This is a genomic window from Kitasatospora sp. NPDC001603 (assembly GCF_040298365.1).
GTDB lineage: Bacteria > Actinomycetota > Actinomycetes > Streptomycetales > Streptomycetaceae > Kitasatospora.
On sequence record NZ_JBEPAA010000090.1, the window covers coordinates 15,607 to 29,607 of the forward strand.

15 protein-coding genes are annotated in these 14,001 nt (G+C 74.6%); 7 read left to right on the forward strand and 8 right to left on the reverse strand.

Annotated elements, in window-relative coordinates:
- Window positions 1-55 precede the first annotated feature (55 nt).
- Both ABT263_RS34010 and ABT263_RS34015 read left to right on the forward strand, forming a co-directional pair.
- Window positions 56-1,270 carry an acetyl-CoA C-acetyltransferase gene (locus ABT263_RS34010; RefSeq protein WP_329487055.1) on the forward strand — a complete coding sequence of 405 codons (1,215 nt, stop codon included), beginning with the start codon at window positions 56-58 and terminating at the stop codon, window positions 1,268-1,270.
- An 88-nt stretch (window positions 1,271-1,358) separates the two neighbouring features.
- Window positions 1,359-3,542: a 3-hydroxyacyl-CoA dehydrogenase NAD-binding domain-containing protein gene (locus ABT263_RS34015; protein WP_352296557.1), complete on the forward strand. Its 2,184-nt coding sequence runs from the start codon at window positions 1,359-1,361 to the stop codon at window positions 3,540-3,542.
- A gap of 11 nt (window positions 3,543-3,553) precedes the next feature.
- Here ABT263_RS34015 and ABT263_RS34020 read toward each other — a convergent pair whose 3' ends face one another.
- The 3 genes from ABT263_RS34020 to ABT263_RS34030 form a co-directional block, all read right to left on the reverse strand.
- Complete coding sequence (locus ABT263_RS34020; RefSeq protein ID WP_352296559.1) at window positions 3,554-4,306, reverse strand: MerR family transcriptional regulator; 753 nt, start codon at window positions 4,304-4,306, stop codon at window positions 3,554-3,556.
- 227 nt (window positions 4,307-4,533) lie between these two features.
- Window positions 4,534-5,583 (reverse strand): isopenicillin N synthase family dioxygenase, encoded by a 1,050-nt coding sequence (locus ABT263_RS34025; protein ID WP_329487052.1) that lies wholly within the window; start codon window positions 5,581-5,583, stop codon window positions 4,534-4,536.
- A 319-nt stretch (window positions 5,584-5,902) separates the two neighbouring features.
- Window positions 5,903-6,802 (reverse strand): LysR family transcriptional regulator, encoded by a 900-nt coding sequence (locus ABT263_RS34030; RefSeq protein WP_352296562.1) that lies wholly within the window; start codon window positions 6,800-6,802, stop codon window positions 5,903-5,905.
- A gap of 159 nt (window positions 6,803-6,961) precedes the next feature.
- On the opposite strand from ABT263_RS34030, the gene ABT263_RS34035 reads away from it, so the two are divergent.
- Both ABT263_RS34035 and ABT263_RS34040 read left to right on the forward strand, forming a co-directional pair.
- Entirely contained in the window at window positions 6,962-8,035 is a 1,074-nt protein-coding gene (locus ABT263_RS34035; RefSeq protein WP_352296564.1) for a DMT family transporter, read from the forward strand.
- A gap of 108 nt (window positions 8,036-8,143) precedes the next feature.
- The gene (locus ABT263_RS34040; RefSeq protein ID WP_352296567.1) at window positions 8,144-8,596 is read left to right on the forward strand and encodes an SgcJ/EcaC family oxidoreductase; all 453 of its coding nucleotides are present in this window, start codon (window positions 8,144-8,146) and stop codon (window positions 8,594-8,596) included.
- A 37-nt stretch (window positions 8,597-8,633) separates the two neighbouring features.
- Here ABT263_RS34040 and ABT263_RS34045 read toward each other — a convergent pair whose 3' ends face one another.
- The gene (locus tag ABT263_RS34045) at window positions 8,634-9,587 is read right to left on the reverse strand and encodes an oxygenase MpaB family protein (RefSeq protein ID WP_352296569.1); all 954 of its coding nucleotides are present in this window, start codon (window positions 9,585-9,587) and stop codon (window positions 8,634-8,636) included.
- Window positions 9,588-9,723: 136 nt separating this feature from the next.
- On the opposite strand from ABT263_RS34045, the gene ABT263_RS34050 reads away from it, so the two are divergent.
- Complete coding sequence (locus tag ABT263_RS34050; protein ID WP_329487048.1) at window positions 9,724-9,879, forward strand: hypothetical protein; 156 nt, start codon at window positions 9,724-9,726, stop codon at window positions 9,877-9,879.
- A 39-nt stretch (window positions 9,880-9,918) separates the two neighbouring features.
- Here the strand turns inward: ABT263_RS34050 and ABT263_RS34055 are convergent, their stop codons facing one another.
- The 4 genes from ABT263_RS34055 to ABT263_RS34070 form a co-directional block, all read right to left on the reverse strand.
- A complete protein-coding gene (locus ABT263_RS34055) occupies window positions 9,919-10,311 on the reverse strand; it encodes a hypothetical protein (RefSeq protein ID WP_352296572.1) in 393 nt (130 codons plus the stop codon).
- Between the two features lie 111 nt (window positions 10,312-10,422).
- Window positions 10,423-11,010: a DinB family protein gene (locus ABT263_RS34060; protein WP_352296575.1), complete on the reverse strand. Its 588-nt coding sequence runs from the start codon at window positions 11,008-11,010 to the stop codon at window positions 10,423-10,425.
- A 38-nt stretch (window positions 11,011-11,048) separates the two neighbouring features.
- Complete coding sequence (locus ABT263_RS34065) at window positions 11,049-11,519, reverse strand: SRPBCC family protein (RefSeq protein WP_352296578.1); 471 nt, start codon at window positions 11,517-11,519, stop codon at window positions 11,049-11,051.
- A 243-nt stretch (window positions 11,520-11,762) separates the two neighbouring features.
- Window positions 11,763-12,236 (reverse strand): carboxymuconolactone decarboxylase family protein, encoded by a 474-nt coding sequence (locus ABT263_RS34070; protein WP_352296581.1) that lies wholly within the window; start codon window positions 12,234-12,236, stop codon window positions 11,763-11,765.
- 278 nt (window positions 12,237-12,514) lie between these two features.
- Between ABT263_RS34070 and imuA' the strand changes: the two genes are divergently transcribed.
- Both imuA' and ABT263_RS34080 read left to right on the forward strand, forming a co-directional pair.
- Window positions 12,515-13,270, forward strand: coding sequence for a DnaE2-dependent mutagenesis accessory factor ImuA' (imuA', locus tag ABT263_RS34075; RefSeq protein WP_352296584.1), 756 nt, complete (start codon window positions 12,515-12,517; stop codon window positions 13,268-13,270).
- Between the two features lie 79 nt (window positions 13,271-13,349).
- Window positions 13,350-14,001 (forward strand): Y-family DNA polymerase (locus ABT263_RS34080; RefSeq protein WP_502885908.1); only part of this gene is annotated, 652 nt, incomplete at its 3' end.

Sequence of the window (14,001 nt, forward strand, 5' to 3'; positions counted from 1 at the left end):
CCCCCGAACCCTCCCACCCCCCCCGCCCGGTCAGACCCCCGAAAGGCAATCCACCGTGACCACCGAAGCGTACGTCTACGACGCGATCCGCACCCCGCGCGGCCGGGGCAAGGCCAACGGCTCACTGCACGGCACCAAGCCGATCGACCTGGTCGTCGGCCTGATCCACGAACTGCGCCGCCGCTTCCCCGAGCTGGACCCGGCGGCGGTCGACGACATCGTGCTCGGTGTGGTCAGCCCGATCGGCGACCAGGGGTCCGACATCGCCCGGATCGCCGCCATCACGGCCGGCCTGCCCGACTCGGTGGCCGGCGTCCAGGAGAACCGCTTCTGCGCCTCCGGCCTGGAGGCGGTCAACCTGGCGGCCGCCAAGGTCCGTTCGGGCTGGGAGGACCTCATCCTGGCCGGCGGCGTCGAGTCGATGTCCCGGGTGAGGATGGGCTCCGACGGCGGTGCCTGGGCGATGGACCCGATGACCAACTACGAGAACCACTTCGTCCCGCAGGGCATCGGCGCCGACCTGATCGCCACCATCGAGGGCCTCTCCCGCACCGACGTGGACGCCTTCGCCGCCGAGTCGCAGGCCCGGGCCGCCAAGGCCCAGGCCGACGGCCTGTTCGACCGCTCGGTCGTCCCGGTCCGCGACCGCAACGGCCTGGTCGTGCTGGACCGCGACGAGTTCATCCGCCCCGGCACCACCGTGGAGACCCTGGCGGGCCTCAAGCCCTCCTTCGCCGGCATCGGCGAGGCCGGCGGCTTCGACGCGGTCGCCCTGCAGAAGTACCACTGGGTCGAGGCCATCGACCACGTGCACCACGCCGGCAACTCCTCCGGCATCGTGGACGGGGCGGCCCTGGTCGCGATCGGCAACCGCGGCATCGGCGAGCGGTACGGCCTGCGCCCGCGCGCCCGGATCGTCTCGGCCGCCGTCTCCGGCTCCGAGCCCACGATCATGCTCACCGGGCCGGCCCCCGCCACCCGCAAGGCGCTCGCCAAGGCCGGGCTGACCGCCGCCGACATCGACCTGGTCGAGATCAACGAGGCCTTCGCCGCCGTCGCCCTGCGCTTCGTCCGCGAGCTCGGCTTCCGCCCGGACCAGGTGAACGTCAACGGCGGCGCGATCGCCCTCGGCCACCCGCTCGGCGCCACCGGCGCGATGCTCCTCGGCACCCTGGTCGACGAGCTGGAGCGCCGCGAGCTGCGCTACGGCCTGGTCACCCTCTGCGTCGGCGGCGGGATGGGCATCGCCACCGTCGTCGAGCGCGTCTGAGCCTCCGGCGGCCCGCCGCCGCCCCTTCCCGTGGCGCGGTGCGCGCGGCACCCCCCTTGTCCCGGCCCTCACAGGAGACCCCAACCCCATGAGCGACACCACCACCATCCGCTGGGAGCAGGACCAGGACGGCGTGGTCACCCTCGTCCTCGACGATCCCACCCAGTCCGTGAACACCATGAACGAGGCCTTCACGGCCGACTTCGACGCCACCGTCGAGCGCCTCGCCGCCCTCGGCGACGACCTGCGCGGCGTCGTGGTCACCTCGGCGAAGAAGACCTTCTTCGCCGGCGGGGACCTCCGGATGCTGTCCGCCGCCCGCCCCGAGGACGCCGCCGCCGTCTTCGAGAAGTCGATGCGGATCAAGCGGGCGCTGCGCCGGCTGGAGACGCTCGGCAAGCCGGTGGTCGCCGCCCTCAACGGCAGCGCGCTCGGCGGCGGTCTGGAGATCGCCCTCGCCTGCCACCACCGGATCGCGCTGACCGCCCCGGCCAGCCGGATCGGCCTGCCCGAGGTCACCCTCGGCCTGCTGCCCGGTGGTGGCGGGGTCGTTCGCACGGTGCGGCTCTTCGGCATCACCGACGCCCTGCTGAAGGTGCTCCTGCAGGGCCGCCAGTACCGTCCGGAGCAGGCGCTCCAGCACGGCCTGGTCCACGAACTGGTGGACACCCCGGAGGAGTTGACCACCCGGGCGCGCGCCTGGATCGAGGCCAACCCGACCGCCGTCCAGCCCTGGGACGTCAAGGGGTACCGGATCCCCGGCGGCACCCCGGCCACCCCGGCGCTGGCCGCCAACCTGCCGGCCTTCCCGTCCAACCTGCGCAAGCAGCTGGCCGGCGCGCCCTACCCGGCGCCGCGCAACGTGCTGGCGGCGGCGGTCGAGGGCGCCCAGGTGGACGTCGACACCGCGATGGTGATCGAGGCGCGCTACTTCACCGAGCTGGCCTGCGGGCAGACCAGCAAGAACATGATCCAGGCGCTCTTCTTCGACATGCAGGCGGTCAACTCCGGCGCCGGCCGGCCGCAGGGCGTCGAGAGGCGGACGGTGCGCAGGGTCGCCGTGCTCGGCGCGGGCATGATGGGCGCCGGCATCGCCTACACCTGTGCCAAGGCCGGCATCGAGGTGCTGCTGAAGGACGTCAGCACCGAGGCCGCCGAGCGCGGGAAGGCGTACTCCGCCGGCCTGCTGGACAAGGCGGTGGCGCGCGGCCGGGCCACCGAGGCGCAGCGCGAGGAGCTGCTCGCCCGGATCACCCCCACCGCCGAGGCCGCCGACCTGGCCGGCTGCGACGCGGTGATCGAGGCGGTCTTCGAGAACCCCGAGCTCAAGCGGAAGGTGTTCCAGGAGATCGAGGGCGTGGTGGCGCCGGACGCGCTGCTCTGCTCCAACACCTCCACCCTGCCGATCGGCCTGCTCGCCGAGGGCGTCGGGCGCACCGCCGACTTCATCGGCCTGCACTTCTTCTCGCCGGTCGACAAGATGCGGCTGGTGGAGATCATCCGCGGTCCGCAGACCGGCGACGAGGCGCTCGCCCGCGCCTTCGACCTGGTCCGGCAGATCGACCGGACGCCGATCGTGGTCAACGACTCGCGCGGTTTCTTCACCTCCCGGGTGATCGGCCAGTTCATCAACGAGGGCGTGGCGATGGTCGGCGAGGGCGTCGACCCGGCCACCGTCGAGCAGGCCGCCGCCCAGGCGGGCTACCCCGCCAAGGTGCTCTCGCTGCTGGACGAGCTGACGCTGACGCTGCCGCGCAAGATCCGCGACGAGTACCGGCGCGCGGTCGAGGAGGCCGGCGGCAGCTGGACCGCCCACCCGGCGGACGCGGTGGTGGACCGGATGGTCGACGAGTTCGGCCGCCCCGGCCGCAGCGGCGGCGCCGGCTTCTACGAGTACGGCGAGGACGGCCGGCGCGGCAGGCTCTGGCCGGGCCTGCGCGAGCACTTCACCTCGGCCGAGGGCGCGGCCGGGAGCGCCGTCCCCTTCGAGGACCTCAAGGAGCGGATGCTCTTCAGCGAGGCTCTGGACTCGGTCCGCTGCCTGGAGGAGGGCGTGCTGACCTCGGTCGCCGACGCCAACGTGGGCTCCATCCTCGGCATCGGCTTCCCGGCCTGGACGGGCGGCGTCTTCCAGTACATCAACGGGTACGAGGGCGGCCCGGCGGGCTTCGCGGCCCGCGCCCGGGAACTCGCCGCCGCCTACGGCGAGCGGTTCGCGCCGCCGGCCCTGCTGGAGCGGGTCGCCGCCGAGGGCCGGACCTTCTGCGACTGACGGCCGGTCGGTCAGCCGGGCGGGGCGGCGTCCTCCACGGAGCGCGCCGCCTCGCCCAGCTCCTCCCGCAGCGACCGCTGGAACGCGGTCACCAGGGCCTGCGCCACCATCGGCTGGATGTGGTCGGTGAGTTCCTTCATCCGCTCCAGCTCGGCCGGCGCGGGCTCGCTCTCCCGGTACGGCTTCCAGACCGTCTCGCGGAACAGCCGCTGCAACTCGTGCGCCGTCGCCCGGCTGTGCTCCAGCACCACCGCGCGCGCGGCCAGCAGGGTCTCCAGCGGGATCGGCACGTCCAGGATCCGCACCCCGAGCGGCAGCAGCCCCGGGTCCACCCGGAACGCCTCCGGGTCGGGCGTCCGCTCCAGCGCGCCCATCGCCGCCAGCCGTTCCAGCTGCGCGGGCGAGAGTTCCCGCCCGGCCCGCCGCTCCAGCTGCCCGCGGCTCAGCTCCTCCGCCGTCTCCGGCGTCCAGGAAGCCACCAGCGCCCGGTGGATGGCCAGGTCCAGCGGCGTGCTGTCCTGCGGCAGCCAGGCCAGGTAGCGCTCGATCGCCGCCAGCGTCAGGCCCTGCCGCTGCAGCTCCTCGATCAGCCCGAGCCGGTCCAGGTGCTCCGCCCCGTACCAGCCGACCCGGCGCGGTCCCAGCTCCGGCGGCGGCAGCAGCCCCTTCGTCCCGTAGAACCGCACCGTGCGCACGGTCACTCCCGCCCGCGCCGCCAGCTCGTCCACCGTCAGCCGGATCTCGACACCCTCCCGCGCCCCCATCCGCCACCTCCGCCTCTGTTGCACCACCGCTGTGACAGCAGCAGTGTGACAGTGCCGGGCGACCCGGTCCACCGGCGGTGCCCGGCACGCCCCGGGCCCCGCCCGGCGCCGTCGGCGCGGGAGCGGGGCCCGGGGCGTGTCCGCCGGTGCCGCCGGTGGTCGGCGAGACCTGGGGTGGTGGGCGCGGGTGTGGCCCTCCCCCTCGTGGCGGCCGAACCCGCCGGGGGTCAGCGCGAGCCGGCGTCGGCGAGGTCGGGGTGGTGGCGGCGGGTGACCTCGGGGTGGGCGCGGGTGTAGCCCTTCCACTCGTTGAGGCCGAACTCGGCGAAGAGCGGGTTGCCCGGGTCCTGGGTGGCGCCCGGGGCGTGGTGCGCGAGGGGGAAGTCGAGCGGCTCGATGTGGGCGTCGAGGCGCGGGTTGTAGAAGAACGGGATGGAGAAGCGCTCGCGGGCGCCGGCCGGGCTGACCACGCGGTGGTTGGTGGCCTTGAGGTAGCCGTCGGTGGCGACCTCCAGCAGCTCGCCCAGGTTGACCACGAAGGCGCCCTCCATCGGCGGCACCTCCAGGAAGCTGCCGTCCGCGCGCTCGACCTGGAGGCCGCCGACGGTGTCCTGGAGCAGGAGGGTGATGAATCCGTAGTCCTTGTGCGCGCCGACGCCCTGGCCGGCGCCGTCGGGCGCGGTGCCGGGGTAGCGGACCAGCTTCAGCCGCAGGTGCGGGTGGCCGGCGAAGGCGTAGTCGTAGAAGTCGGGAGCGGCGCCGATCGAGGCGAGGAGTTCGTGCAGCAGCCGCTGGGCGACCGCGCCGAGGCGGTCGATCCAGCCGAGCGCGGCGGTCCGCAGCTCGGGGAGCGCGGCGGGCCACTGGTTCGGGCCCTCCAGCCACCAGTACGGGGGCTCGCCCCGCTCCGGGACGTGCGGGGGCAGCTCGGCCCCGATGTCCAGCTGGTCCCGCCAGTCCTGGCTGCCGCCGGTGAGCTCGTGCCCGGTGCGGGTGTAACCGCGGAAGTGCGGGGAGTTGAGGTTGCTCACGGCGAGCCGGTCGGCCTCCGGCAGGGCGAAGAACGCCCGCATCGCGTCGATCAGGGCGGCCGTCTCGGCCGGGGTGACGCCGTGGCCGACGAGCTGGAAGAAGCCGACGCCGGTGGCCGCCTTCCGCAGGTCGTCGTGCAGGCGGAGCCGGTCGTCGGCGCTGCCGTCGGCGAGCGAGAGGTCGATCACCGGGAGGGCGTCCGCGGGGGCGGCGGAGGGGGTGCTGGAGGAGTGCTGCTGCGTCATGGGTGACATCCGCTGGGTCTCGTCCTGGCCTGTCCCGGTGATCGACCGGGGACGCCGGGGCCGCGCCTGGTGCGGCGGGTGCTCCGGGGGTCAGGAGGGGGGACGCGGCCGCCTGGGGCCGCGCATGAGGGTGGGAGGCGCGAGGTTCAGCTGGAGCGTCGACAGGACATGCTCGTCACGCGGAGCAGGTCCACGTGGCGACGGCGAACGAGTATGAGCACCTCACCAGCCTAAATGACGGTCGCACCGCCGGGGGAGACCCCTGCACCGAGTTGATGGCGTGGCCCTGACAAGGCTGTCCCGGCGCTCGTGCCACCGGTCAGACCCGTGCCGCCCGGGCCGCCTCCCGGAGGGAGGCGAGCAGCTGGGCGAGGGCGGGCTGCCCCCAGGCGGTGGTGCGGACGGCGGCGTGCACGGCGCGGACCGGCTCGGGGGCGCGGAGCCTGCGGACGATCACACCGGGGTGGCGCCGGGCGAGGCCCAGGAGCGGGACCAGGGCCACCCCGAGCCCGGCCGCGACGAAGCCCTGGGCGGTCGGGTAGTCCTCGCTGTCCACCGCGAAGCCGGGGCGGAACCCGGCCTCGGCGCAGGCGTCCAGGACGGTGTCGAGGCAGGGGCCGGTCCGCTCGCTGCCGACCCAGGGCTCACCGGCCAGGTCGGCCAGGTCGAGGACGCGCCTCGCACCGAGCCGGTGGCCCCTCGGCAGGACGGCGCGGTACGGGTCGTCGAGCAGGGGGACGAGACGCAGCCCGGGGTGCTCGCCCCCGTGCGGCCGGACCACCACCGCCACATCCGCCCGCCCCCGGAGGACGTCCTCCAGCGGGTCCTCGGGGTCGGTCATCCCCAGGTCGAGCCGCACCCCCGGGTGCTCGCGGCGGAAGGCCGCGACGGCGGGCGCCACCAGGGCGGCTCCCGCCGTGGCGAAGTAGCGGACCGTCAGGGAGCCGCTGCGCCCGGCCAGCAGATCGGCGAGCGCCGTGCCGGCCTCGGCCACCTGCCGTTCGATGACGGCGGCGTGCTCGGCGAGCAGCCGTCCGGCGGCGGTCGGCCGCACGCCGCGCCCGGCGCGTTCGAGCAGCGCCGTCCCGGTCTGCTTCTCCAGCGCCGCCACCTGCTGGCTGACGGCGGACGGCGTGTAGCCGAGCGCGGTGGCGGCCGCGCTCACCGAGCCGCCGGTGACCACGGCGCGGAGCACCTGCAGACGTCGCACATCGAGCATGTAGTCCAGCTTAAACGTGCTGAAGAACTTTTCACTTGTCCTGTCGGGTCCGGGCGGGCAGCGTTCCTTCCGGCGCTTCCGGCGCTTCCGGCGCTTCCGGCGCTTCCGGCCTCCCGGTCGGGAGGCCGACCGACGAAAGGCAGGTGTCCCGTGCTGCGGATGGCCGTGCTCGCCCTGCTCTGGGGATCGGGCTTCCTGTGGACCGAACTCGCGCTCCGGAACGGGCTGACCCCGCTCCAGATCACCGTGCTGCGCTCCGCCCTCGGGGCCGCGGTGCTGCTGCTCCTCGCCCGCTCCGCCCGGCAGCGGCTGCCGCGCGGCGCCGCGGTCTGGCTCCGGCTCGCCGTGGCCGCCCTGTTCTGCAACGTGCTGCCCTTCTTCCTGGCCGCCCTCGGCATGCGGACCGTCGGCTCGGGGCCCGCCGGGGTGCTCAACGCGACGACCCCGCTCTGGTCGCTGCTGATCGGCCTGGCGCTCGGGACGGAACGCGGGTGGCACCCGAGGCGCCTCGGCGGTCTGCTGCTCGGCTTCGCGGGGGTGCTGGTGATCTTCTCGCCGTGGCAGGGCGACGCGGGGCCGGCGCACCAGCACGGCGGCGCCCCCGGCTGGGGCGTGCTCGCCCTGCTGGGCGCGGCCGCGAGCTACGCGGTGGCGTTCACCTACATGGGCCGCGTGCTCACCGGCACCGGTACCGCCCCGCTCGCCCTCTCCGCCGCCCAGCTCACCGTGGCGGCCGGGCTCGGCTCGCTGGCGCTGCCGGCCGCCGCCGGTGCCACCGACGGGTTCAACGTCCGGGCGCTCGCGGCGGTGACCGTGCTCGGGGTGCTCTCCACCGGGCTCACCTTCCACCTGAACTACCGGCTCATCGCCACCGAGGGCGCCACCGCGGCCGCCACCGTCGGCTACCTGCTGCCGGTCGTCTCCACCGGGCTCGGCGCGCTCGTGCTCGACGAGCCGTTGAGCGCGAGGGGTGTCACGGGAATGGCCGTGGTGCTGGCCGGGGTCCTCCTGACCCGTCCGCGGCCGACCCGGGAACGGGCGGTCACGGCCGCCCCGGCCGCCCCAGACGCCCGGGCGACCCCCGTGCCCGCCCGGCCCGCCCTGCCCGCTGACCGGACGAACGGACCGGGAGCGCCGGATCACTCTGGCGGACACCCGGCTTCCGTACCCTGTTCACCGCCACCGCGCTCACCCGGCTCGGCACCGGCGTCGGCCACGTCGCACTGCCCCTGACCGCCGTCACCGCCCACGGCGCGAGCGCCGGGCAGGTCGGGGCCGGGGTGGAGCCGGCGGCCGAAAAGGCTTGACCTCAAGTCGGCTTGAAGGTCAATCATGGTCATCATGAACACGAACACCACGGCCGTCGCGGCCGATGCCCGGATCGGCGCCGAGGCCGACATCGCCGTTGAGACCGAGGCCGTCGGGCGGGTCGTCGCCGCCCTCCAGTACGCCCAGGTCAACGAACTCGTGGCGGAGTTCGTCAGTCTCTTCCGCGAGGACGCGATCTGGACCACCGGCCACGGCAAGCGCCTCACCGGGCGGGACGAGATCGCCGCGTTCACCCGCACGGTGCTCCCGGGCGCCTTCCTCGGCTCCGGGAACACCGCCGAGTACGAGGTGGTGCACGTCCTCTTCGTCCGCCCCGACGTGGCCGCGGTCAAGGTCCGCCAGCGCTACCTCACCCTCGCCGGCGAACAGGTCGGCGAGGAGGGCAGCCCGCTGTACGTGATGGCCAAGGAGGACGGGCGCTGGCTCCTGACGGCCTGCCAGAACACCCTCGTCGTCCCCGAGTGAGGGCGCCGGTCCGGGGCGGAGCGGGTGCGGCGGGCGGTCAGCCCCCGGCCGGGTCCGTGCCCCCGGCCGGCCCGGTCGCGGCGGGCGGGAAGGGGCAGCCGCCCCGGGGCGCGGCGGCGTCCCCGAAGGCGCCGTGCCCGGTGGCGCCGTCCTCGAAGGTGCCGAGCTCGGCGATCCGGTACCCGCCCGGGTAACTGCGCACCTGCCGGCCGTCGCGGGCCAGGCGCGGGGAGCGGCGCGGCGGCAGGAGGCGGACGAGCCGCCCGCGCAGCCGCATGCCGGAGCGGACGGCGTACCGGAGCGCGGCCGGGGGCCGGGAGTACCCGAAGGCCTCGCGCAGCGGATCGTCGAGCAGGCAGATCGAGGACACCCGCATCGAGGGCCGCAGCGGGGCCGGGTACCAGGAGGCCATCAGGCCGAGGGTGGCGTCGGAGACCTCCCGGCCGCCCCGGTCGTGGCCGAAGTGGGCGCGCTCGTAGCCGTCCAGCAGCCGCTCGAACGCGTCGTACGTCTCCGGGATGTCGCTCAGGCCCATGTGGCGGCCCAGTTCGCGGTAGTAGTTGGTGGTGGCCCGCACCTCGTGCTCGGAGTACGGGCGCCAGCCGTAGTCGTCCAGCCAGCGCTTGGGTACCACGACGAAGGTGGCGAGCACGTACAGGAAGTCCTCGTTGGAGATGTCGTACCGGTGGTGCATCCGGTTCATCCGCCGGATCGCCTCCCGGCCCTGCTCCGAGGCGAAGCCGTGCTCGACCACGGCCTCCAGGATCAGCACGGTGTCGTCGTAGCGCTTCTGCGCGCGGCGGGTGAACTCGCCGGTCCGCGCGAGCAGTCGGCCGATGCTCGGGACGGCGTAGGTGCGGTAGAGCGCGAAGCTGAGCGACTGGGTGGTGTCCCACGGGAACTCGTACCAGCTGCTGATCCGGTAGATCTCGGTGAACTCGGTCTCCGGGTCCATCCGCTGAATCGTCTTCAGCCAGTCGTATCGCTGCACAGGCCAGACCCTAGGGTCCCGGTCAGGGACAGGTCAACGCGGCCCCGCCGCGCCGCCGGCCACCCCGTGGCGCGCGTGGGCCTACGCTTCCCGGGGGCGGCACGCCGGGTCGGCCGCCGGGGGAGGGGGAGACGGCATGCTCGAATGGCTTCTGGTGGTCCTGATTCCGGTCGGCCTCGTCGCCGTGGCCGGCCTCGCGTACTGGTGGTGGGCGAGAGTCGGCACCGAACGGCCCGTGGAGCACCACAGCTCCATGCCGAGCGAGTACCACGGCACGGACGGCGCGGGCTGAGGCCCGCTCGGGGGGTCAGGTCGAGCGGTCCTGGCCGGCCTACGTAGGGCCCGTGGCCCGCCGCCACCACGAGTCGTCCCGCTCCAGATCCTCCAGAGCCCGGGACCTCCGCTCGATGTGGTCGAGGAACTCGGCCGGGAGCCTGACGCCGTGGCCGAGAACGTAGTGGGCGAGCCCCTCGGGCCAGAGGTAGCGGCCGTCGGTGAGATCACGGGACCCGTTGACGCGTGAGCACAGTCTGCACCGGGACGAGCCCATCCAGGACGCGGCGACCTGCCCGTGCTCCAGGTAGTCCGCCACCCACTGCCGCTCCGGCTCGTCCCACGCGGGATCGGCGAAATCAGCGGGGTTCGGCAGCGCCCGGTTCTCCGGCGACCCCCAGAAGCCGATCAACCGGACCGGGGGATCGGCCTGTTCGCGCAGCTCGGACATGCCCGAAGGCTCGCACGCCGTCGGCCGCCGCGTCACCTCGACCGCCCGGTGCCGTCGCGACCGGCCCGGCCGACCTGCACGGACGGCGCGGGCTGAGGCCCGTTTGGGGGGTCAGGTGGGCTGGGCGGCCGTGCGGGCTGCTTGTTCGACTCGGGTGTGGTGCTCCTCCCACTGGAGGCGGTCGCCGGGGGCCATGTTCCCGTCCCCGTCGCGCAGGCCGGTGGTCCCGTCGAGCTGTTCCCGGACGATGTCCGCGTGGCCGGCGTGGCGTTGGATCTCCGCGATCATGTGGACGAGGACCCGGTGGAGCGTCAGTTCGCTCCGGTTGCCGAAGGGCACCCGGCCGACGGCGTCCAGCGGGAGTGACCCGATCGTCGCGTCCGCGTGGACCCATGCCGCGCGGTACCGGTCGACGATCTGCTCCCGGGTCTCCTCGGGGGTCGCCCAGAGGTCGGCGTTCGGCTCGGCGTCGCCGGTGATCCACAGGGGCGTTCCGGCGAACGGCCGCCCGAAGGTGGCTCCGAAGTAGAGGGCCTCGGCGCCGGTCGCGTGCTTGACCAGCCCCAGCAGGTTGGTGCCGGTCGGCGTCATCGGGCGGCGGATGTCGTACTCCGACAGTCCGTCGAGCTTCCAGAGCAGGGTGTCTCGGGCGTCCTGCAGATAGATCTGAAGGTCCTTCTTGAAGTCCGGTCCGATCATGGGACCAGTCTGCCACCCCGCCTCCGGCCGACGGGCGGTCAGTGCCGCGGCGGGGTCCGGCCGGGAGGCGTGGTCAGCGCGGTGGCGGCGGCGTCGAGGATGCCCCGGAACGTGCGGGTGATGACCGGCCGGGCGAACAACCGGGTGAGCGGGCCGCCGAGCAGCGGGACGCCGACCTCGGCGCGGGTGGTCCACCGGACGTGGGTGCCGCCGTCGACCTCCGTGAAGGTCATCCGGCCGAGTTCGTGACGGGACGGCGGCAGGCTCCGGTCGACGACGTACTCGGTGGCGTACGGGGGGTCGTAGTGGGTGATGCGCTCGCTGAACCAGCCGATGAGCCACAGGTGGTTGCGGACGGCGCCGACGCCGTAGGGCGCCCCGCTGCCGCGCCGGGCGAGGCGGCAGCGCAGCACCAGCGGCGAGGCCGTGTAGTTGGTGGTCGTGGTGAGCCAGCGGAACACGTCGTCGATGGGGGCGTCGATGACGCGTTCGACGGTCATGGTCTCCATGGTGCGTCCTCCTCGGTCGAGCGGGTCGCTTCCTCGTGTGCCAGGGAGACGACGTGCACCGGCGAGATGTGACGCGCCATCAGTGTAACGGCGGTCACGCCCGGTTGGCGAGAGTGTCGGTCGCGGAGCCGGGCTCGCGAAGGCGGCGAGGCGGACACCTCGCGCCCGTCGGGTGCGCGGGTGTCCGCCTCGTCGGTGGCCCCGGTCCGGGCCGGATCCGGCCGTCCCGGGCAGTGCTCCCGCTCAGGCGAACTGGCCGGGCCGGTAGTCGCCGGCGGGCATCTGGAGCATGACGTTCCCGCGGTTGAAGGCGTTGATGACGGTGATCACTCCGACCAGGGCGCCGAGCTGGTCCTCGTCGTAGTGCTGGGCGGCGTTCGTCCAGACCCGGTCGGAGACGCCACCGGCCGCATCGGCGATGCGGGTGGCCTCCTCGGCGAGTTCCAGGGCGGCGCGCTCGGCCTCGGTGAACACCGTGGCCTCGCGCCAGGCCGCGACCAGGTTGAGGCGCTCCGGGGACTCTCCGGCGTGCACGGCGTCCTTGAAGTGCATGTCGGTGCAGAAGCCGCAGCCGTTGATCTGGCTGGCGCGGAGCTTCACCAGCTCCTGCGTCGCGGCCGGCAGGGTCGAGCCTTCGAGCACCTTGCCCGCAGCGATGATGTGCTTGAAGACCTTGCCCAGGACCGGGTTGGTGAAGGGGTTCAGGCGTGCTTCCATGACGCGCTCCAAAGTCGGTGTCCGGCGGCTTGCACTCCTATGACGAGGTAGCCCGGCGAGTTGTGACACGGCCGTTCCGTGAGGTGCCCGGACTCCGCCGTGCCGGGAGGGCGGCGCCCGCGCCGCGAGGGGGGCACCCGCACCGACCTGGGCGATCGCCCCCGGGGCGGTCCGGGGCCGGCCGGGGCGGCCCCGAGCGGTGGGCATCACGGAGAGTGACCGTTGGGGTGGACCAAGCAGACTTGAATCTTTGCGAACGAATGTTCGATCCTGGGGGTGTGCCCGTTTTCGAATCTGTTTTCGAATCCACCGCCGAGCGGCAGCCGCTCCGCCCGGTGGTGTCCGCGGCTGCCCTCGGTGCCGCTACCGGCACCGAGGCGGTCGACGGTCGGCGCGGGCTGCTGCCGGTGCTGCCCGCGCTGGGTGCGGTGCTGCCGGAGGGCGGGCTCCGGCGGGGGACGGCGGTGTCGGTGGGGGCTGGGGACACCGGGCTGCTGCTCGCGCTGGCCGCCGGGGCACGCGGGTCGGACGGCGGGTGGGCGGCCGCGGTCGGACTGCCCGATCTCGGGCTCGCCGCGGCCGCCGGGTACGGGCTGGACCTGCGGCGACTGCTGGTGGCGGACGACCCCGGGCCGCACTGGGCCGAGGTGGTGTCGGTGCTGGCCGGGGCGGTCGAGCTGATCATGCTGCGTCCGGACGGGCCGGTGGCACCCAAGCCGGCCGCCCGGCTGGCGGCCGTGCTGCGGCGCAGTGGCTGCGTGCTGCTGGTGGCCGGGCCGTGGCCGGGGGCGGGGCTGCGGCTGGAGGTGCGCTCCGGCCGCTGGTTCGGGCTGGGTGACGGGCACGGCCAGCTCACCGGGCGGCAGGTGGAGGTGGCGGTGGAGGGGCGTGGCTCGGCGGTGCGCGGGCGCACCGCCCGGCTCTGGCTGCCGGACGAGCACGGCGAGGTGCGGGCGGTGGCCGAGGCCGCCGAGGCGGGGGAGGACGTGACGTCGGGGGCCGGGGCGGACCTCGACCGAATGGCGGTGGTGTGAGATGACCGACGGTGGAGCGCCCGGAGCGTCCGGAGCGTCCGGAACACCTGCGGCAGCCGGGACCCCCGGGACGCCGCGGGTGCTGGTGGTCTGGTGCCCGGACTGGCCGGTGGTGGCCGTCGAAGGGAGCGCGGGCGGCGGCGACGTCCCGGTGGCGGTGGTCGCCGGCGGGCGGGTCCTGGCCTGCTCGGAGGCGGCGCGGTCGGCCGGTGTGCGGCAGGGGCAGCGGCTCAAGCTGGCCCAGCGGCTCTGCCCCGCGCTGGAGCTGCGGGAGCGGGACCCGGAGGCGGAGGCCCGGCGGTTCGAACCGGTGGTCGCGGCGGTCGAGGCGTTCACGCCCCGGGTGGAGGTGCTGCGCCCGGGTCTGTGCGCGATCCCGATGAAGGGCCCGAGCCGGTACTTCGGCGGCGAGGAGGCGCTGACGGCGAAGGTGCAGCGGGCGGTGGCGGCCGCCCTGGCCGGTGCGGCGGACCGGGGCGAGGAGGCTCCGGAGGTTCGGGCCGGGCAGGCCCATCCCGCGGACGCCGAGCACACCGGGCCCGCCGGGCGGGCGCACCCGCCGGAGCCCGGGGCCGCCGACGCCCCCGGGTGGACGCGCCCGGCGGAGGCCGAACGTGCGGCGGCGCGGCGCCGCGCCGGGGCGGTGGACGGCCTGTTCGCCCCCGGGCCCGCGGCCCGGGCCGGCGCACCGGGCGGGTTCGCCCGGCCGCCCGAGCCGCCCGCCGGCCCGG